Origin of the sequence: Vibrio harveyi (assembly GCF_030060435.1) — a bacterium.
Lineage (GTDB): Bacteria > Pseudomonadota > Gammaproteobacteria > Enterobacterales > Vibrionaceae > Vibrio > Vibrio harveyi.
The window spans coordinates 283,462-302,509 of record NZ_CP125876.1 but is presented as its reverse complement, the minus strand read 5'-3'; the positions used below and the strand labels follow the sequence as shown (position 1 = coordinate 302,509).

Annotated in this window: 21 protein-coding genes; 8 read left to right on the top strand and 13 right to left on the bottom strand. The window is 46.4% G+C overall.

All coding sequences use genetic code 11. The features are described 5' to 3' along the window. Nucleotides 1-65 precede the first annotated feature (65 nt). Nucleotides 66-248: a hypothetical protein gene (locus QMY49_RS17885; protein WP_005445428.1), complete on the bottom strand. Its 183-nt coding sequence runs from the start codon at nucleotides 246-248 to the stop codon at nucleotides 66-68. Nucleotides 249-433: 185 nt separating this feature from the next. Here QMY49_RS17885 and QMY49_RS17880 point away from each other — a divergent pair, with 185 nt between their 5' ends. Both QMY49_RS17880 and QMY49_RS17875 read left to right on the top strand, forming a co-directional pair. Beyond that, complete coding sequence (locus tag QMY49_RS17880) at nucleotides 434-1,051, top strand: TetR/AcrR family transcriptional regulator (protein ID WP_226982141.1); 618 nt, start codon at nucleotides 434-436, stop codon at nucleotides 1,049-1,051. A 23-nt stretch (nucleotides 1,052-1,074) separates the two neighbouring features. Beyond that, nucleotides 1,075-1,392 carry a DnaJ family domain-containing protein gene (locus QMY49_RS17875; RefSeq protein ID WP_009696887.1) on the top strand — a complete coding sequence of 106 codons (318 nt, stop codon included), beginning with the start codon at nucleotides 1,075-1,077 and terminating at the stop codon, nucleotides 1,390-1,392. A gap of 43 nt (nucleotides 1,393-1,435) precedes the next feature. On the opposite strand, the gene QMY49_RS17870 is transcribed toward QMY49_RS17875, so the two are convergent. Then, a complete protein-coding gene (locus tag QMY49_RS17870; RefSeq protein ID WP_049538164.1) occupies nucleotides 1,436-2,344 on the bottom strand; it encodes a LysR family transcriptional regulator in 909 nt (302 codons plus the stop codon). Nucleotides 2,345-2,493: 149 nt separating this feature from the next. Here QMY49_RS17870 and yjjG point away from each other — a divergent pair, with 149 nt between their 5' ends. Continuing rightward, nucleotides 2,494-3,168: a pyrimidine 5'-nucleotidase gene (yjjG, locus tag QMY49_RS17865; protein ID WP_053052901.1), complete on the top strand. Its 675-nt coding sequence runs from the start codon at nucleotides 2,494-2,496 to the stop codon at nucleotides 3,166-3,168. 88 nt (nucleotides 3,169-3,256) lie between these two features. Here the strand turns inward: yjjG and QMY49_RS17860 are convergent, their stop codons facing one another. After that, nucleotides 3,257-3,751, bottom strand: a complete 495-nt coding sequence (locus tag QMY49_RS17860; protein WP_038898185.1) for a hypothetical protein — start codon at nucleotides 3,749-3,751, stop codon at nucleotides 3,257-3,259. 259 nt (nucleotides 3,752-4,010) lie between these two features. Here QMY49_RS17860 and QMY49_RS17855 point away from each other — a divergent pair, with 259 nt between their 5' ends. After that, nucleotides 4,011-4,550, top strand: a complete 540-nt coding sequence (locus QMY49_RS17855) for an NUDIX domain-containing protein (RefSeq protein ID WP_005445422.1) — start codon at nucleotides 4,011-4,013, stop codon at nucleotides 4,548-4,550. A gap of 115 nt (nucleotides 4,551-4,665) precedes the next feature. Here QMY49_RS17855 and QMY49_RS17850 read toward each other — a convergent pair whose 3' ends face one another. Next, complete coding sequence (locus tag QMY49_RS17850; RefSeq protein WP_005445421.1) at nucleotides 4,666-5,079, bottom strand: DUF6559 family protein; 414 nt, start codon at nucleotides 5,077-5,079, stop codon at nucleotides 4,666-4,668. Nucleotides 5,080-5,113: 34 nt separating this feature from the next. Next, the gene (locus QMY49_RS17845) at nucleotides 5,114-5,434 is read right to left on the bottom strand and encodes a DUF4377 domain-containing protein (RefSeq protein WP_050902510.1); all 321 of its coding nucleotides are present in this window, start codon (nucleotides 5,432-5,434) and stop codon (nucleotides 5,114-5,116) included. A gap of 217 nt (nucleotides 5,435-5,651) precedes the next feature. Here QMY49_RS17845 and QMY49_RS17840 point away from each other — a divergent pair, with 217 nt between their 5' ends. Next, complete coding sequence (locus QMY49_RS17840) at nucleotides 5,652-6,155, top strand: hypothetical protein (protein ID WP_005445419.1); 504 nt, start codon at nucleotides 5,652-5,654, stop codon at nucleotides 6,153-6,155. A gap of 8 nt (nucleotides 6,156-6,163) precedes the next feature. On the opposite strand, the gene QMY49_RS17835 is transcribed toward QMY49_RS17840, so the two are convergent. Together QMY49_RS17835 and QMY49_RS17830 are read right to left on the bottom strand one after the other, a co-directional pair. Next, the gene (locus tag QMY49_RS17835; protein ID WP_029789584.1) at nucleotides 6,164-7,003 is read right to left on the bottom strand and encodes a DUF3626 domain-containing protein; all 840 of its coding nucleotides are present in this window, start codon (nucleotides 7,001-7,003) and stop codon (nucleotides 6,164-6,166) included. A 126-nt stretch (nucleotides 7,004-7,129) separates the two neighbouring features. Next, nucleotides 7,130-8,389: an SGNH/GDSL hydrolase family protein gene (locus QMY49_RS17830; protein WP_283316813.1), complete on the bottom strand. Its 1,260-nt coding sequence runs from the start codon at nucleotides 8,387-8,389 to the stop codon at nucleotides 7,130-7,132. 434 nt (nucleotides 8,390-8,823) lie between these two features. On the opposite strand from QMY49_RS17830, the gene QMY49_RS17825 reads away from it, so the two are divergent. Both QMY49_RS17825 and QMY49_RS17820 read left to right on the top strand, forming a co-directional pair. Continuing rightward, a complete protein-coding gene (locus tag QMY49_RS17825) occupies nucleotides 8,824-11,199 on the top strand; it encodes a S8 family serine peptidase (protein ID WP_283315803.1) in 2,376 nt (791 codons plus the stop codon). Between the two features lie 9 nt (nucleotides 11,200-11,208). Then, nucleotides 11,209-11,571: an ATPase gene (locus tag QMY49_RS17820; RefSeq protein ID WP_283315800.1), complete on the top strand. Its 363-nt coding sequence runs from the start codon at nucleotides 11,209-11,211 to the stop codon at nucleotides 11,569-11,571. A gap of 192 nt (nucleotides 11,572-11,763) precedes the next feature. On the opposite strand, the gene ulaA is transcribed toward QMY49_RS17820, so the two are convergent. From ulaA to QMY49_RS17805, 3 genes are read right to left on the bottom strand one after another with little or no spacing between them, the layout of a single operon-like run. Further along, entirely contained in the window at nucleotides 11,764-13,020 is a 1,257-nt protein-coding gene (gene ulaA, locus QMY49_RS17815; RefSeq protein ID WP_005384349.1) for a PTS ascorbate transporter subunit IIC, read from the bottom strand. 9 nt (nucleotides 13,021-13,029) lie between these two features. Continuing rightward, on the bottom strand, nucleotides 13,030-13,317 hold the full coding sequence (locus QMY49_RS17810; RefSeq protein ID WP_005374080.1) for a PTS sugar transporter subunit IIB: 288 nt from the start codon (nucleotides 13,315-13,317) through the stop codon (nucleotides 13,030-13,032). Nucleotides 13,318-13,376: 59 nt separating this feature from the next. Next, nucleotides 13,377-13,820 (bottom strand): PTS sugar transporter subunit IIA, encoded by a 444-nt coding sequence (locus tag QMY49_RS17805; RefSeq protein WP_005384357.1) that lies wholly within the window; start codon nucleotides 13,818-13,820, stop codon nucleotides 13,377-13,379. 248 nt (nucleotides 13,821-14,068) lie between these two features. Here QMY49_RS17805 and QMY49_RS17800 point away from each other — a divergent pair, with 248 nt between their 5' ends. After that, nucleotides 14,069-15,097 carry a LacI family DNA-binding transcriptional regulator gene (locus QMY49_RS17800; protein WP_005442357.1) on the top strand — a complete coding sequence of 343 codons (1,029 nt, stop codon included), beginning with the start codon at nucleotides 14,069-14,071 and terminating at the stop codon, nucleotides 15,095-15,097. An 85-nt stretch (nucleotides 15,098-15,182) separates the two neighbouring features. On the opposite strand, the gene phnX is transcribed toward QMY49_RS17800, so the two are convergent. The 3 genes from phnX to phnW form a co-directional block, all read right to left on the bottom strand. Next, nucleotides 15,183-15,998 carry a phosphonoacetaldehyde hydrolase gene (gene phnX / locus QMY49_RS17795; protein ID WP_283315792.1) on the bottom strand — a complete coding sequence of 272 codons (816 nt, stop codon included), beginning with the start codon at nucleotides 15,996-15,998 and terminating at the stop codon, nucleotides 15,183-15,185. A gap of 356 nt (nucleotides 15,999-16,354) precedes the next feature. After that, complete coding sequence (locus QMY49_RS17790) at nucleotides 16,355-17,734, bottom strand: aspartate aminotransferase family protein (protein ID WP_283315791.1); 1,380 nt, start codon at nucleotides 17,732-17,734, stop codon at nucleotides 16,355-16,357. A 26-nt stretch (nucleotides 17,735-17,760) separates the two neighbouring features. After that, a complete protein-coding gene (phnW, locus tag QMY49_RS17785; protein ID WP_283315790.1) occupies nucleotides 17,761-18,864 on the bottom strand; it encodes a 2-aminoethylphosphonate--pyruvate transaminase in 1,104 nt (367 codons plus the stop codon). Nucleotides 18,865-19,048: the final 184 nt, after the last annotated feature.

The following is a 19,048-nucleotide window of genomic DNA, read 5'->3' as shown; positions in this document are numbered from 1 at the left end:
ACCTCAACTAATAAAAACAAAGGCCTGCAGAAACGCAGGCCTTTTTAGTGTCAGTCGCTATTAGATTAAGAATGGAAGATCACTTGTTCGTCTTCGGTCATTACAAGCGTCGCTTTGTTTTGCTCAATAAGCTGAGCGGCATAAGAAGGCGTCACGGCTTGAATCTCGCCTTTTGCTTTTAGCGTCAGTGATTCCCACGCTTGGTCACGATATTTACCCGCTTGGGTGTATTGAATCAGTACTTTCATAGCTTCACGCTCCGGTGTGGTTGACGTGCTACTTAAGTTAGCGCTCCTACAGCGGTTGCGCACCTGTTAAAAATGAAACATTAGATTAACCAAATAAGGTGGTACGTCGTTTTGAATAAATCGCAGTATTGACAGGTTAAGTTGATGGTATTAACTTAATGGTGTTAACTATTTATTTTGAGACGATGATGAGCGAAAAAAGCAGTAAAGGGCGTCCTGCGCAAATTTCTAGAAAAGACGTGGTTGAGTGTGCCTTAAACCTAGGGTTAGAAAATGTAAGCATGCATGCGCTGGGCAAACAATTGGGGGTCAGCGCGACGGCACTGTACCGACATGTTGGCTCTAAAGAAGCGTTGGTCGATTTATGTTGCGACTATGTACTAGGGAAAGTCGAATTGCCGCAAGAGAAAGACTGGGAAGCATACCTTTACACGTTTGCGAAAAACTTTAGACAAGCACTTATGTCTATTCCGGGTTCGGTCGCGTTTATTCGCCATAGCCAAAGTTTCACGCCGGCTTCAAGCATCATCGTCAACGATATTTTAGGTATCTTCAGAGAGGCCAAATTTGAAGCAGAAGTTGGTTTTATGGCGTTTGCGAGTGTTTATACGCGAGTAACGGACATCGTTGAGCATCAAGAACAAGCTGCACGCAATGAACCTCAATCTTTTCCTGAATTGGACGCCGAGCAACTGCCTCATTTTGCGTGGTTAATGAGTCAAGCTAAGCCCGTGAACTATGAAAAGTACTTCGATGATGGTATTCGAATCACGATCGAAGGTCTCAAAGCCGTTTACAAATAGAACGCATTACTCGAGAGGTGGATATGTCGTCATACATTGATAACGCGATCGGTGGTTGGATTCGCAATGCTGAAAAAACAGGTGAGCTGAAAGACAACCCTTACAGAGGTAAAAAGCTCGACCTTGAAGACTATTTTAAAACACCCGCTGAGCACCGAATGGGTATGAAGATTCTTAAAGACGCAAACTGTCTACCGCCAGCGGTGCAAATGATGCAGCTTATCGAGAAGAAGCAGAAAGAATTCGAAAGCTCAGAAGATCCTGAAACGAAAGAAGTGCTGAGAAAGGAAATTATGGCGCTTAAGTTGAAGAAAGATCTTCTGATTGAGGCTAATAACTGATCTCAGCAAAACATGTGTATTCGTCAGTGGGTATTCGAATCGATCAATAACGATCCCAGTACGGTGTATCAGTGCCGAGTTTTTCGCTGATGAAGTCAATGAACACTCGCACTTTCAATGGCATGTGTTTGCGCTCTGGAAACACCGCATAGATGGCATGCTCAGGGAGAGAGAACTCTTCCATAAGCGGTTTTAAGTTACCGGCTGCAAAGTCTTTGGCGGCGATGAAGGTCGGTAATTGTGCGATGCCAGAGCCTCTTAATAGCAACTGGCGAATCGCTTCACTGTTGTTGACCACAAAGTTGCCCTTCGGCAGTACCTTATATTCGTTACCGCTGTTGATGAACATCCATTCCACCCCGCCTCGGAAATACGAATAACGCAAACAGTTGTGCGTCACCAAGTCGCTTGGTTTGGTTGGCACGCCAAATTCTTTTAGGTATTCGTGAGAGGCGCACAGTACGCTTTTACACGGAGCAAGGCGCTTAGCGACAAGGTTAGAAGTCGCAAGTTCGCCAATGCGAATCCCCAAATCAAAGCCTTGTTCGACCAAGTCCACCATGGCGTCTTCTAGCTGTAAATCGACCTCAATTTTCGGGTAACGTGCAAGAAATTCGCTGATAAGTGGCGCAACGTGCAAAACACCAAAAGACATCGGGGCTGTGATTTTGAGCCTACCTTGCGGTGAGCCTTGCAACTCGGAAACGGCATCGACACCTTGTTGAGCAAGGTTCACTGCTTGTGAAGCGTACTCGAAGTATCGACGTCCAGCTTCGGTTAAGCTGAGCTTTCTTGTGGTGCGATTAAGCAAGCGAATACCGAGGTCATCTTCGAGTTGATTAATGCGTTTGCTGATCGCCGATTTGGTGAGGTTCAACTGCTTGGCTGCAAGGGAAAAGCTGCCGCATTCTACGACAGCGACAAATACTGGCAGTGACGCAATGGCATTCACGGTGTGCTCCTAGGTTATTGGGGTTATCTATTATTAGTCATATTGTTGAGAAAAACGATACAATCATTTTCCAATTATAGAGATTATCTTCAAGAAGAAAACAATTAGACTATGTGGCAGAAAACGACCTGGATATTGGAAAGAAGAAAATGAAATACGATTGGATCTTGTTTGATGCTGACGAAACCTTGTTTCACTTTGATGCCTTCAAAGGTTTGCAGCTAATGTTTTCTCGCAAAGGCGTAGACTTCACCGAGCAAGATTTTGCCCACTACCAAACGGTCAACAAGCCACTTTGGGTAGATTACCAAGATGGTAAAGTGACAGCAGATGAGCTCAAGCACAAACGCTTTACTGAGTGGGCAGAAAAGCTCAATACCACGACGGCGGATCTCAACACGGCATTCTTAGAAGCGATGGCAGACATCTGTACTTTGTTGCCGGGTGCGAAAGAGTTGATGGAAGCGCTGCAAGGTAAAGCCAAAATGGGCATCATCACCAATGGTTTTACCGAGCTGCAAGCGATTCGTCTAGAACGCACAGGTATGAGCGATTACTTCGAGCACGTGGTGATTTCTGAACAAGTCGGTATTGCCAAGCCGGATCTAGGAATTTTTGAGTACGCGATGACGCAAATGGGTAACCCGTGTAAGACGCGCGTCTTGATGGTGGGTGACAACCTGCATTCTGATATCTTGGGTGGTAACAACTTCGGTATTGAAACATGCTGGCTGAACACCACAGGTGCAAGTGTGGATGAGTGCATTGCACCAAGCTACACGGTTGAATCATTGAATGAGCTTAAGAGCATCCTCATCGCTTAAGCTTAAGTAAACAAATAAACGGAAAAAGCGCTGATTTCTCAGCGCTTTTTTGTTTTTATCGATACTGTTTTGTGTCAATCGATCTTGCTTATTGGTTTGCGTTTTTTTCAGTCAATTCGCCTTGTACTTGTCGTTCTTTCTCACCAAGCTTGAAGTAAATCTTGCCGACGATGACCTCTGAAATCAGGATGGTAAACACCACCGCAAAGAAGGCTACAACACCGTTCCAAGGACCACTAAAGTCAACCTTTTCACCAAATAGGATGTTAATTGCTTCTAGCATCACGAACTTCGAACCGACCAAAATAACGTAAGTCGAAAGACCGCGATAAATCTTAGGTGCCGTGCCCGGTTTCGATTTAAAGTACTCTGCAATTTTGTGTTCCGCTTTGATCGACAGCTTCAAAAGCAACTGAAGCAGCAATGCCGCGGCGAAAGAAATCGTAAACGAATCAATCGTTACAAAGTCCCAGTATTCGTCATAGAAGTTCAGTACCGTAAGGTCTACCAATACCGCCAAGGTATAACCAACAAACAGACGCTGTGGAGTGTTGAAACCGTAGACTTTATCCGATGCGCTCATAAGAACCCTCAATCAATAATGAACAAGTTTGCAAAGCCATGCCTTGCGTCGATGGGTTAACTATATGAGTTCCTCGAATTGAAAACTTGCCATTTCGCGCCATCCTAACCATTGCGATGAATGATTGTTTTGATTGGATATATTGAATACCAATAAGCGCGTTGAATTTGAAAACCGTCTACAAACTGACACGCAAACAGCGTTAGAATGGCGCTTAATCCAATAAGTAATTTCGAAGAATCAAGCAGTAAGGACTCTCATGGCAGACATCAAGCAGCTCGACAGCAAAGTGGTGTATCAAAATAAATGGATGACGGTACGTGAAGATAAAATCCAACGCCCTAGCGGAGCCGAAGGCATTTACGGTGTGGTCGATAAGCCAGACTGTGCGGCGATTCTGGCTATCGATAACGGTGTGATTCATTTAGTACAGCAGTTTCGTTACACCGTAGGGCAACGTTGTTGGGAAATCCCGCAAGGGGCGTGGGAATCAAATCCAGATGCGGATCATCTTGAGCTAGCAAAAGGTGAACTTCGTGAAGAGACCGGCATGCAGGCTAATAAGATGGAGTACGTTGGTGCGCAGTTCATCGCTTACGGGTTCTTAAACCAGACTTGCCACGTGTACTTCGCGAGTGAGTTGTCTGAAGTGGGCAATCAGCTAGACAGCGAAGAAGAAGATTTGATCACTCGTTCGTTTTCTGTCGAAGCGTTTGAGCGCATGATGATAGACGGCGAAATCAAAGACTGCGTGACCATTGCCGCTTATGGTTTAGCAAAATTGAAAGGCTTAGTGTAAGTAATAGAGCGAGCCGAAGTTTCGTTGGTGTAAAAGGCTCGTGATGAGCCTTTTAACGGTAAGTTTTGAGATGAATCATCGCCGCATGTTGTTACCATTGCAGTTTGGCGTAATGCTACTCACCACCGCCGCCGTCTCCCCCGAAGTCTCCGCTGTCAGCATCGAAATCATTAGAATCGGTGGCGGGTTGTTGTTTGTTGCAGTCCTGAATTTCTGCGTAAGTCAGTAAAGCACTGACGCTTACAAGATCTGTCGCTTGGTCAAACAAGGCAAGTGAGACTTCTGATTGAAATTCAACATGCTCACCCAGCTCTTGGCTTAGCCCTATCGACACGTAAGTGGTTTGGTTAATGAACATGCCGTATGCGAGAAGGGCGAAAGCGTCGTCTGTTTTTCCATTTTCTTTGAGTGCCCAATCGATCTCTTTCTTCGCGTAATCCGTTTTCTCACCATACTTGAGCACGAGTTTAGGTGTAATGTCTTTTGCGATTTCTCGAATTTGGCGGTTTCGTTTCCAACTTCCAAACATAATGATTTCCTTTCAACAGGCGGTTAATCTTGGGCTATCGTCTCTCTAGTACTTCAATGAGTTCATATCGGTACAAACTTGTATCTGCTGGCGCATTCTCTGGAGTAAATTGCTGGATGCGTTTGACTTTTAAGGTGTACTCATAGCCGGGTTCAAATTCAAAACCGTCAATTTGATCATAGAAGTAGTTACCGTCCACGACCATGCACTTCATTGGAGCCACACCCACGCAGTCTACACGCTCAGGAGCGACATGAATTGTCATTGTGTTCATGGTGTCATCAGAATTGCGCTGAGCACAACCAAACAGCACCGTTGCCATCATAGGCAATACAATATAGTGTTTTAGATTCATTCTTTGTTCCTTAAAAAGTGACCAAATTATCATAGCAAGATTGACGAAAAACGACCTTGAACTTTGCGTTAGGGGCTTTATTCCCAAGTGGTTTCAAGATGCAGGGTTCAGAGCGTTGTCATTGAGTCGAGTTCAAGGAAAACAATGCAGCGTAATAGCTAGCTCTTGCCAAGTTGTATATAGTATTTCATTCATAAACCTTTGGCGGAGCAGTAGCGTGAAATTATTGGCAGATAAAACTGGTGAACAATTTTTGCAAATTTTAGATGAGCAAGGTGACACGTTAACGGTGCAATTCATCTCCAATGAAGGTGAGCCAAAAGGGCAGCCATTCAAAGATTCTCTCAAAGGGTTGATATTGGCGGGTTGGTCTCATCGAACAACATCGACTGCGATTGGCATCTCTCGATTCAAAAAGGGCTATCTTGAAGATGCGCATGTGAGTTTTGCGTTGCATCGTCTCTATCCTTTGGGACGCAAAGTAAAGCTGCCAAGTGGAGAAATCGTTCAAATCGCAAGTTATGCCAATACTCACGTTGATGGTTATTATATGTTTGTGCGTCGTGAAGGGGAGCAAGAATTGGTGCGTATGAAGATGTCACCGGATTGGCTGCTAATGCCGTCAGAAAAGCTACTTGCTCTACCTTATTATCCTCGTCCTCGAACTCAAAAAGAGCTAGATGTGATTGATGAATTCGATAGCTGGGCTGGTGGCTTTTAATCGTTAGCTTATCGATAATCAAACCCAAATCGCGCTAAGTAGTGCCAGACTTTCTTCAAATCTTGCTCGTCAAACGCTTTTGCTTTTACCGCTTCACCAATAATGCGTGGTGTTAGCATGCCATTTTCTGCAACTTGATTTGCGATGTCTAAAATGGTTTGTCCTCGGTAGTCTGGATAAAGATTGATGTCTTCTATTGAGACACAAAAGCCACTGTGCCAACGAATTTCAACTGGTAACTCGCGAGCGTAATCTTCTACCTCTGTGCCTTTAAATGAAGGATCGAGCACCAAGGCTCGAATATCTTCCTCCAAGCGCAAATCGCCGTGGATTTGAGTTTCGATATAGGCGTCCAACCTGTCAGGCGCTTGCGCGTTTAACTCATCCAACAAGGGTTGAACATGTTCAATGGTGGCGAAGTGCTCTGGCTCGAAGAAGCTATCTGGATAACAAAATGTCGCTCGTTTAGTGATCTCTGGTTTCAATAAGAAGTAGCTCGACCCAAATCTTGGTGAAGCGCCAACTTCTGAACCTGAGAAGTTTAACGCGCCATACTTTGGGCGTTGATTTGGTTGGCTATTGTCGTACACACCATCAAACACGCGTTGCTCCCAACGCCAACGCTCTCCGCCTTTATAAGCTGTTAATCCGCCATTGCTTGTACCGGTTTCAAACTGAGATTTGAGCTTTCCGTCTTGCGCAATTGCTTTGAGAAGAGGTATGCCTTGAGAGGTCAAACGATCGGGATGGAAGTTAATTGTGACCGAAAATGGATGTGATTGAGGTGCTCCAACAGATTTCGAGCGAATGATTTCAAGAGCGCGTTGAGTTAAAGGATGTTCGAGCATGACGTTGACCTCAGAGTTTTCTTCAACTTATCGAGTTCGAACGACGAATACAATCTCTGGCTTATGAATGGGAATAAGGCAATTAGAACCTCTCGACTACAGAGAGGTTCTATGAGTTTCGTTAGCTTAGAAAGGATGGTTTGACAATTGATTCGTACTTTCTAGCATTTTTTCTGCCACGTAGTGGTGTGTTGCTGTGGTCGGGTGTGTTACGTCCCAGAATACAAACTTATCAGAGCCAGAAGACGCACACTCAGAACGCAATGAGTGATGGTATAGGTAATCTACCGATGAAGAGCGGTTGATGTCTTGGCAAGCTTGGCTCGCGTTTACAAAACTGTGTTGCTCTGGATTTGCTGTTAAGCTTTCAAACAGTGCATGCGTATCGTACAAGGTAACGTTGTAGCCTTGTGCAGTGTAATACGCTGCTTGTGCTTTGATGAACTCATTCATTTCCACGATCTTCGCGCGGATCTTGTTGATTTCTTCTTGAGTCGAGTAGGTAAACTGTGGTGCACGTGTTGCATCTGGTAGTGTCATCAACAACAAGTTCTTCGCACCTGCATCGGTCAGTTTAATCAAGGCTTCCGCGTAGTCTGATTTCACTTCTGGCACGCTACGGTTGTAGTTCATGAAGTCATTTAGACCAAACTCAAGGGTAAACAGGGTATTAGCAGGCTTGTAGTTTTTCGCTAATTTCGCATATGCCAAGTAAGAGGAAACTTGCTCACCTACACCAGTCAGAGCGATGTATTGGTTTTCGCCTGCCGCGCCACCCACAGCCCAGTTGTATAGCGGTAAGTTTTTCGCTTGAGCAATGTACTCAGTCCACACAAAACCGTTTGAGAAGTGTCCCAAGAACCAGCTATTTGGATTCGGGAATCGCCATTGTGATGCATTAAAGATGTTGCCTGTATCAGACAAGCTGTCACCCAATGCTACGACCTTGTTGATTTGGTCTGGCTGCATGACAGGGTCGTTGCTCCAGATAGTATGGTTGTAGGAGAAACGGTTATCGGCTGCAAAGAAGGTGATGTCAGCGTTTTCATTTGCTAGGTCCAGAGTTTGCTCACAACGTTGCTTGATAACACTTTGCGGTGTGTCTGTGTAGAACATGTTCTTGAAAGAAACCGAACTCCACCAGTAGCCATCAAGCGTGAAGTAACTGCCGTCTGGATTTTCTGCCCATTCCCAATCGGTCGCAGGTTCATCTTTTGAATAACTGGTGCGGTACCAGCAGCGGACATAAGTGTAAGTTTGTTTCGCTTGCGCGCTTCTTACTTGAGAGGCACTGACCATCTCTGGAGACAATGTTGGCTCGGCAGCGTGAGCAAAACTTAGTGGTAGTAATAATGCACTAAGTAACGTAATAGTTTTATTCATGATTCACTCTCTGTGATGATTATCGTCATGATTTAGGTGAGAATTTATCTCACCAAACGTCCTCATTCTGAGTAAATACCCTACTTAGTCAAATATCTAATTATTCATTCTGTCAATTCTGGTACCGCGTTCAACTTTCAATAGATTTAGTAAATAGCATAATTTTATAAAATCTAGAATAATTACTCACTAACATTAATTTAACATGCACTTTTGACGTTAATAAGTAATTGCTTTATAAGAAAATTGGTTCTCTTTTGATGTTCACTTTATCTGTTGATTAAATGATCTTTTATTAACAATTATGCATTCACAAAATCAATTGTTTGGATTTTTTTACAAATAATCTATAGCTGAGTAGCTCATGTTAATGATAGGTGAATGATTTTTCATGAGCGTAAAGTGAATAAAAATCAGCTCAAAAAGGAATAGAGCAAATGCATCACACAACAACTAAATTAAATGGCTTGTTTTCATTGTCTGTCGTTGCAGTGGCACTGACATTTTCGATGTCAGCGCATGCGGCTCCTCTGACGGGGTTCGACGAATCTAACTTGCCGACCAAATACATCGTCAAATTTAAAGAAGATACGTCCAGTCCTTCAGCATTGGGTGGGAACTCATTCTGGGGACCACGTATCGCGCAAGAGTCGGTCTTAGATCAGCTCAAAGCGCGTAAAGTGGAAAAGCTAGGAAATCGCGCGATTTACAGCGTGGAAATGGAAGACTCGGAGTTGGGGCAACTGCGTAACCGCAGCGACGTGGAATACGTTGAAATTGACCCACCGCGTTATCTGTTAAGCGAGACTATCCCTTGGGGCTATGAGGCGGTGAATGCTCAGCTTCTGAATGACTCAAATGCAGGGAATCGCACCGTGTGTATCATCGACTCGGGTTACGATTTGGCGCACAACGATCTGAGTGGTAACCGAGTGTCGGGTACAAATGATAGCGGTACCGGTTCTTGGAGTGTTCCGGGTAATAACAACGCTCACGGTACACACGTAGCGGGTACGATTGCCGCGATTGCCAACACGGAAGGCATCAAAGGCGTTATGCCAAACCAAAACGTGAATTTGCACATTGTTAAGGTGTTCAATGAAGCGGGTTGGGGCTACTCATCCAGCTTGGTGAAAGCGGTACAAACTTGTGCTGACAACGGCGCGAACGTGGTCAACATGAGCCTTGGTGGTAGCCAGTCGAGTGTGACAGAGAAAAACGCGTTGCAAACCATTTACGACCAAGGCGTGTTGCTGATTGCCGCTGCGGGTAACGATGGTAATACTGCGCACAGTTACCCAGCATCTTACGATTCAGTTATGTCGGTTGCGGCGGTGGATGATAAGCGTGATCACGCGGCGTTCTCTCAAGCGACAGACCAAGTTGAAATCGCAGGTCCGGGCGTAGCGATTCTATCTACGGTGACAGTGGGCGAGGGTAAGCTTTCAGACATTCGCTTGAACGGTGTTAGCCAGTTCGATCGTGGTATCGTTCCTCACAACCGCTTGATCCAATCGGGTGGCAGTTACGGTCCTGATCCAGTAGCCGGTTCTATCACGGCGACACTGGCAAGCTGTGATGTATCTGGTAGCAGTTTCAGCTGTGGTGATATGTCTGGCAAGATCTGTTTGACCGAGCGTGTGGGTAACCAATCATCAGGCAACTACCCAGAAATCGATGCAGTTCAAGCGTGTTACAACGCAGGTGCAAGTGCGGCGATTGTGTACAGTAACTCTGAGCTTCCGGGTTTGCAGAATCCTTTCCTTGTCGATCAAAACAACGCGGCGCGTATTGTGTCAGTAACCGTTGATCGTGCCTTCGGTCAGGAGCTGTTGAGCTATGTTGGTCAAGAGATCACGGTATCGACCACTAAGGGTGAAGACTACGAGTATTACAACGGTACTTCGATGGCGACGCCACACGTAACCGGTGTTGCAGGTTTGGTATGGAGTTACCATCCAACCTGTACCGCAGCTCAAGTACGTAACGCGCTGATCAAGACAGCAACGGACATTGACGTAACAGGTCGTGATAACCGCACTGGTCATGGTCTTGTGAATGCTGAGGCTGCGAAACAATACCTAGACGCTGGCTGTAATGGTCCGGATGGCGGCGGCTCTGGCAACGACAACGTTCTAGAAAATGGCGTGGCGAAAACGCAGCTTTCTGGCGGCAGCAAATCAAGCACAGTATTCGTGTTTGACGTCCCTGCGGATGCAACGCAAGCGACATTCAACATGAGTGGTGGCTCTGGTGATGCTGACCTTTACGTGCGCTTTAATGGCACACCAAGCACCAGCACTTACGACTGTCGTTCATGGGCGGGCGGTAATGGCGAAAGCTGTAGCTTGAACGTATCTGGCGCAGGGCAATATGAAGTATTAGTTTACGGCTACAGCGCGTACTCTGGTGTTTCTCTTGTTGCAGCGCATAACGGTTCGGGTGATTCATCTGGTGGCGGCTCTACACCTTCTAGCTACACCAACTCGAATGCAGTAGCGATTCCTGACAACAGCTCTGCAGGTATCGTAAGCCCATTAGATGTGGCTCGCTCTGGCGATGCGGGTTCAGTGACTATCGACTTGGATATCACTCACACCTACATTGGCGATCTTCGTGTCACGCTAACGTCACCTGACGGTGGTCAAGTAGTACTGCACGACAATGCGGGTGGCGGTGCGAACGACATTAAAACCAGTTTCCAAGCGGACTTCTCTGGTTTTGAATCACAAGGCACATGGGAACTTAAAGCGGTGGACAATGCCAGAAGAGACACAGGCACCATCAACAGTTGGACTCTGACCTTTCAATAAGGAGTGACTATGAAGAAGTTGACCTTACTTTCTTTGTCTGCGGTAGGCGCTACCGCACTATTGGCAATCGGACTGAGCTCAAGCAGCTTGGCAAACAATCAAGGATTTCCTCTCGTGGATGAACGCCAAGATCAAGCCGAGCAGCAACCTGCACGTTACTTTGTTAAGTATCATGAGGGGAAAGAGAGCGAAGTGAGAGCGCTTCTTCGTCAGCACAACATTGAAGTGGTCGACGCTCTGGTGAAACAACACGTGTTGGTTGTGGTGGGTGAACAGGCGGAAGTCGATAAGCTCGTGGATCACAATGCGGTCGAATATACCGAGCAAGAACCGACAAGAAAGCTGCTATCTAACGGAACTACGCTTCAATAAGCCAAACTTTCTTAAGATAGTGTCAAAAAGAAAAACGCCCCTCACGTGAGGGGCGTTTGTTTTCTTTCTACGATTGCTTTCTTCTAAAGGTCGTCGTTTGCTATGACGAGATATTCTTGAAGATTGATGCCGATGAACCTATTCGCGCATCAATCAAGTCAGTTATCAGCTAGTTATATTCAGACTAACTACTTAGCGAACAATCAGACCCAGTAAGATACCAACAGCGCCGAAGTCTGCGTCACTAAAGGTCGTGTTAGCAAAGCCTAGGTCACCCAGTACTGGCATTAGGAATACTGGTAGGAAGGTAATCAGTAGACCTTGTGCAAAAGCACCCAAGATTGCACCGCGACGACCACCTGTAGCGTTACCAAATACACCTGCCGCTGCACCTACAAAGAAGTGTGGAACGACACCAGGGATAATCACAGTAAGCCCCATCACGTAAAGTAGGAACATACCCAAAAGACCCGCCGCAAAGCTCGATAGGAAGCCAACCAATACTGCGTTTGGTGCGTATGGGAATACAACCGGACAATCAAGCGCAGGTTTCGCGTTTGGTACTAGTTTGTCTGAGATGCCTTTAAACGCCGGAACGATTTCTGCGATAACCATACGTACACCTTGAAGGATAACGTACACACCACCGGCGAATGTGATGGATTGCATCAGCGCGAACATGAACCAGTGCTTACCACCGCTAACTTCGCGTACAAAGTCACCGCCAGCAAAGATACACGTCACCATAAAGATGATGCCCATGGTGAACGAGATTGCTACAGGCGTATCACGTAGGAACAACAAGCTCTTAGGTACGTTCATCTCTTCAGTAGAGTGTTCTTTGTTACCGAACTTGCTGCCAATAAAGCCCGCTAGTACGTAAGAAAGGGTAGAGAAGTGACCAATCGCAACGTCGTCAGAACCTGTTACTTGCTTCATGTACTTGTGAGCAATCGCAGGGAAGAACACCATCACAGAGCCCACAACCAGAGAGCCAAGCGCGATCAGTGGAACACCTTTCATGCCGCTAGAAGCAAGGATCGCCGCTACCATCATCGACATAAATAGCGTGTGGTGACCTGTTAGGAAGATGAATTTCCATGGCGTGAAGCGAGCGATCAAGATGTTCACTAACATACCGAAGAACATGATCATCGCCATCTCTTTACCAAACGCTTCTTGCGCGATAGAGACGATAGCTTCGTTGTTTGGAACCACGCCTGTGATGCCAAATGCGTGTTGGAAAATCGTCGCAAAGTCACCCAGAGAAGTCACAACTAGACCTGCACCCGCACCAAGCACGATGAAACCAAGAATGGTTTTTACCGTACCTTTAATACATTCAGTGACCGGTTTTTTCTGGGCAATTAAGCCGATTAGGGCGATAAGACCTACCAGAACCGCTGGCTCTGATAGGACATCGTTCATTAAGAAACTGAAAAATTCCATAACGCCACCTTATAGAGCGCCAAGCTCTTGAAGTGCCACAGATAGACGCTCTTTCATTGCCACTTTGTCGACCATGTTATCAAGCGCAACGATGCGTGGTTCAACGCCAAGTGCGTTCAACTGTTCAACGATGTCGTTAGTACCGATGAAGATGTCACAATCCGTACCTTTTGCAGAACCTAGATCGATATGATCCACTTCTGCGTTTACATTCAATTCTTTCACGATGCCTTTGATGCTCATTTCCATCATTAGGCTAGTACCAAGACCGTGACCGCAAACAACCATAATTTTCATAATTCAGACCTTTTCTTTTTATAGGGGTGTATGCCCATTTTTTAAGGGCACATCAGGAGTTAGTATTTTTCGATGATCGCGAGAACATCTTGTGTGTTTTGAGCGGTGCAGATGGCTTCTACATGCTCTTCATTCATAAACAACTCAGCCAGTTTAGAAATCGCATCCACGTGCGAGTTACTGTCTGTCGCGGCTAGCGTAACCAGCATTTTTACTGGATCGTTACCTTCAGAATCGAAGTTCACGCCGTTTTGAATCACCGTGATGGCAAGAGACAAACGGTTAACGCCATCTTCAGGGCGAGCGTGTGGCATTGCCATACCAGGACCTACCACGTAGTAAGGACCGAGCTCTTCGTGTGAGCGGTAAATAGCGTCCACGTAGCTTGGCTCAATCGCGCCATTTTCAATCAGTGCTTCACAGGATTTGCTCACCGCATCTTTCCAGTCAGTAGCATCAGAATGGATGCGAATCACATCAGAGGTAATCAGTTCACGTAGCATTGGATCTTTCCGGTTTGTTGTTTTGTTGATGGGTACTTTATCGATCAATTTGTCAGAAAAACCTGAGAATGATCACAAATGGTAGCGCTATCTGATAGCGCTATCATAAATTGTGATAGCGCTACCATTTTTATCAGTCACCCGAGTTTCATATGCTTGTGATCGACTTCTAATGCGCTAATATCAAAACCAATAAAACGCTGTGGTAAGATGTCGCGGCAGAAAATAGAGAACACTAAATAAGAACAATGAGCGAACCTCGCAAACGAAGAAGTACTGGCAATGTCACCTTGGCGGACGTCGCTAAAAAAGCCGGCGTAGGCACCATGACGGTGTCGAGAGCATTACGAACGCCCGAGCTAGTATCTGACAAGCTGAGAGAAAAGATTCAACAAGTGGTTGATGAGCTCGGCTATATCCCGAATAAAGCGGCAGGGGCTTTGGCGTCTGCTGAAAGTTACTCCATTGCTCTTATCATTCCTTCCCTGTTTGAAAAAGCGTGCGCGCTTTTCTTACCGAGCTTTCAACAAGCGTTGAACAAAGCAGGTTATCAGTTGCTGCTTGGCTACAGCGACTACTCGGTAGAGCAAGAAGAGAAACTGCTTTCGACATTTCTTGAGAGCCGCCCAGCCGGAGTGGTGCTGTTTGGTAATGAACACAGCCAACGTACTAATCAGCTTTTGGAAGCCTCGAACACGCCGGTATTGGAAATTGCTGAGTTAAGTTCGAAAGCCAGTTACCTCAATATCGGTGTTGACCATTTTGAGGTGGGTAAAGCCTGTACCAAGCATGTGATTGAGCAAGGCTTCAAGAACGTGGGCTTCATTGGTGCGCGTGGGGATCACTCCACTTTGCAACGTAAGCTACACGGCTGGCAAAGCGCGATGATTGAGAACTACCTTGCGCCGGACCATTTCTTAACCACCCACGAAGCACCATCTTCACAATTAGGTGCGGAAGGGTTGGCAAAGCTATTGCTGCGCGATTCAAGTTTGAATGCTTTGGTATGTAGCCATGAAGAGATTGCGATTGGTGCGTTGTTTGAGTGTCATCGCCGAGTGCTGAAAGTCCCGACCGACATTGCGATTATCTGTTTGGAAGGCTCTTCTATGGGTGAGCACGCCTACCCAAGTTTGACCTGTGCAGAATTCGATTACGAACGTATGGGGACGAAAGCCGCAGACAAGTTACTGCAAGCCATTAAAGGTGAGCCTGTAGAACATGCAACGGACATGGGTTTTAAGCTAAAACGCCGAGCGAGCACTGCGATCAACTAATTTGATTTGGTTAGAAACTAATACGTGATACAAAAAACCTCTCGATGCTGAGAGGTTTTTTATGCGTGAGAATAGTGATTGTCGACTAAGGACGCTCACCTGCTGCTAGGCGACGTTCGATATCTGCAACCACTTCTGGGAAGTCAGCAATGGTGTCGATTAGGTAATGCGGCGAGCTCTTTAGCAATTTTGCACGCGCTTTTTCACGAGCGGCATCAAGCGTTGCTTCGTCCGCGGCTTGGTATTCTTCAAACGTTAGACCTGCTTCGTTACCAGAAAGTAATAGACCAACGGTCCACATACCGGCGTTATGACCTTCATCGATGCCTGGGGCTGCGTCATCCACTTTGATACACGCATTAACGTTGGTAACATTCAGCTCAATCACGTTTTTCAGTGCCATAAATGGTGCAGGGCGACCACCTTGCGGTAGGTCATCCGTTGCTACTACGTAATCCGGTTTGTAACCGTAATCCGCTGCCACTGGAATCAGCACGTCCATCACTTCGCGAGGGTAACCAGAACAAGAACCGATCTTGATGCCTTTGTCTTTCAGACCGTTCACAACTTCAATCGCATTTAAGATAGGCTCTGCATGATCAGCCACTTTTGCTTTTTGCAGAGGCATAAATGCTGCATAGATAGCGTCGATGTCTTCGCTGGTCATTGAGCGACCAAACTTCTCATTCCAACGCTTATCAACCGCAGGAATACGACCCACAGCTTGGATGTGATCCCACTTACCAAGCCCCATTGGTTCACGTGCTTCTTCAAGGTCGATTTCGAAATCAAATCCTTGCTTGAACGCTTCCACAAAGATGCTGGTTGGCGCGAAAGAGCCGAAATCGACGATAGTGCCAGCCCAGTCAAAGATCACTGCTTGAATTGGTGAGGTGCTCATGTTCAATCCTTTTTCTTGCTTGCCAGAGCGCTGCCTACACATTGGAACCGCGCTCTGAATCAATTGGTGTTTGTTGAGGTCTATTGACTCTAGGTTTTGCTGACCTTTTGCGGTTAAATTTTGTTCGAGATAAAAGCGTTTTAATCGCGGCGAGAGGTTTGTAGCCTAGTCATTCTAAGCACAACACCTCACAACAAAGAGTAAAACGCTTTTAGCCGAACCCTTCGGGCAGCGTTTGTGGTTCCTTTCTTCTGCGTTATCGGCTTATCAGGTAGGACAGCTACAACTCAAAGCCTCTGCCTTGCATAAAGAACCCACAAACTGCTGCAAAAATCAGCTCAAAAGATCAACAAAACCTAAATGTAGTTAAAGTCTTTACACACTTTGGCGATGGCTTCTTCGAAGATTGCCAACGCTTCTGTTAGTTGTTCGCGAGTAATGATCAGCGGTGGGCTGAGCTGAATCACGTTACCTTGCGATACCTTGAAGCTCACTCCGTTGTTGAGGCATTGGTACAGCACAGCTTCCGCTTCGTCATACGCGCGTGCTTTGCTTTCGTGGTCAGTGACCAGTTCAATGCCCCATAACATGCCGATGCCACGAACATCGCCAATCACAGGGTACTTGGCTTTCATCTCTAGCAGCTTTTCACGCATGAACTGGCTGTCGGCTTTGGCTTTATCTAGCAAGCCGTCATGCTCAATGGCTTCCATGGTTGCCAGTGCTGCAGCACAACCGATAGGGCTTTTCTCATGAGTGTAATGACCCATTGAGATTTGCTCGGCAGTGTTGTATTTGTCTTTGGTTACCACGGCTGCGATAGGCACTAAGCCTCCGCCCAAACCTTTACCGATGCAGAGCATATCTGGCTCGATGTCGTAGGCTTGGTAGGTAAACCATTCACCACTGCGACCCATGCCGTTTGGGATGTCGTCGATGATCAGCATGACATTGTGTTTGTCACAGATTTCACGGATGCGTTTCCAATAGGCTTTACTTGGCACTTGAACATCCGTGTTGCGAACCGCCTCTGCGATAAACGCGCCCACGCCACCTTCTTTCTCAATCACGTACTCAAGGTAGTCGGCATAATGCACATCGCTACCGTCGGCAACTGGGAAAGCGCCTCGGTAAGATACAGCTGGTGGAATGCGCTCAACGCCTGCCATTAATGGTCCCATGCCTTGACGGAAACACGCTTCACCACCTACTGAGATGGCATCCAACGATGCGCCGTGGAAGGAATCCCACAGAGACACCACCTTGTAGTTGCCCGTGATGTGGCGCGCTAGTTTAAGTGCCATGCCAACCGCAGATGTGCCACCCGGAGCAAACAGCACGCGGTTCAATTCGCCGCCACAGATTTGGGTGAGCTTTTCGGCACATTCAATCGCGGTTTCATTGGTAAAACGACGTGGTGAAAACGGCAGTTTGGCAATTTGCTCTTGCACACGTTTAATCACATGCGGATGACCATAGCCTAGCTGGTGGACGTTATTGCCATGAAAGTCCATGTACTTTTTGCCGGTAGCATCTTGGATATAGATGCCTTCCGCTGCTTCCAAGGTATCTAAGCAAGGCGTTGACATGGCTTGATGAAGAAAGACCTCCGAATCACGCTTCAATAATGCTTGCGTGCGTTCGTCATCCATCGATGCATTCCAAGCTTGGCGCGCTGGTGTCGTGTTGACATCACCTTCGCTGCGGAAATGGGTCGGTTTGATATTCTGAGTCATAACGCTCTCTCAATCAGAAGGCTGCTTTACGCAACTTGCCAGTACATTGCTTTTTCAATCGCACCGATTAAGCGCTCGATATCTGCTGGGTAAACTTCGCCAATGTTGCCGATACGGAAGCAATCTGCGTTCGATACCTTACCCGGATAAATCACAAAACCTTGCTCTTTCAAACGCGTGTAGAACGCTTTGAATTGGTAATCACTGTGCGTTGGAGAGTAGAAAGAAGTGATGATTGGCGAGTGTAGGTCATCACTCAGTAGTGGCTCAAACCCCAAAGAACGCATACCTGCAACCAGTGTTTTCTGGTTAGTTTGGTAACGGTGATGACGAGCCTCAATGCCGCCTTCTTGTTCCAGCTCTAACAAGGCTTGGTAGAAAGCGCGAACCGTGTGCGTTGGAGACGTGAAACGCCATTTGCCGTGGTTCACTTCCATGCACTGCCACTGGTCGTAAAGATCAAGGCTCAAAGAACGTGCCTGACCTTGGCACTTTTCGAGCTCAGTTTGTTTTGCAATCACAAAGCCAAAACCCGGTACGCCTTGAATACATTTGTTTGCAGAGCTGATCATAAAATCGATGCCTAGCTCAGCGATATCGATAGGAATGCCACCAAAGCTCGACATGGCATCGAGAATCACCACTTTGCCGTGTGCTTTTGCCGCAGAAGCAAATGCCTTAATTGGGTTAAGCATGCCAGTGGTTGTCTCACAGTGAACAATCGCCACGTGTGTGATAGCAGGATCCGATGCCAATGCAGTTTCCACCTCGTTCAAGTGTGGCTGTGATGTTTCGCCAGGGGAAACTACATGGCATGGAATATTTAGGTAATCAGCGATCTGAGCGATACGCGCACCGTAAGCACCGTTGTCGACTACCAACAACTTTCCATCTTTGCCAATGGCGCTGCCAATCGTCGCTTCTACTGATGCGGTGCCGCTACCTTGCATTAGTACGCTGGTGTAGCCGTCTTGCTCCGTCGCCAGTTTTACAAGCTTAGTGCGGATCACTTCTACAATGTCTTTGTTGTATTCATCATCCCAAGTACACCAGTCTTTAAGCATGGCTTCACGTACCGTTTCAGAAGTAGATAGAGGACCTGGAGTCAGTAGTAGGTATTCGTTTTTCATCTCGATTTCCATCAGAATAAGCTAATTGGTCTACACCAAATTTCGGGTTCACTCTAGCGAGGAAGAAAAGGGCAGTAAATAGGCGAATATCCAATTTCATAAAACTTTAATATCCAGAAAATGGCGGATCAATTGAACGATTATTCATCGCAAATTTTCGTAAAACTGCCATTTAATGGTCATG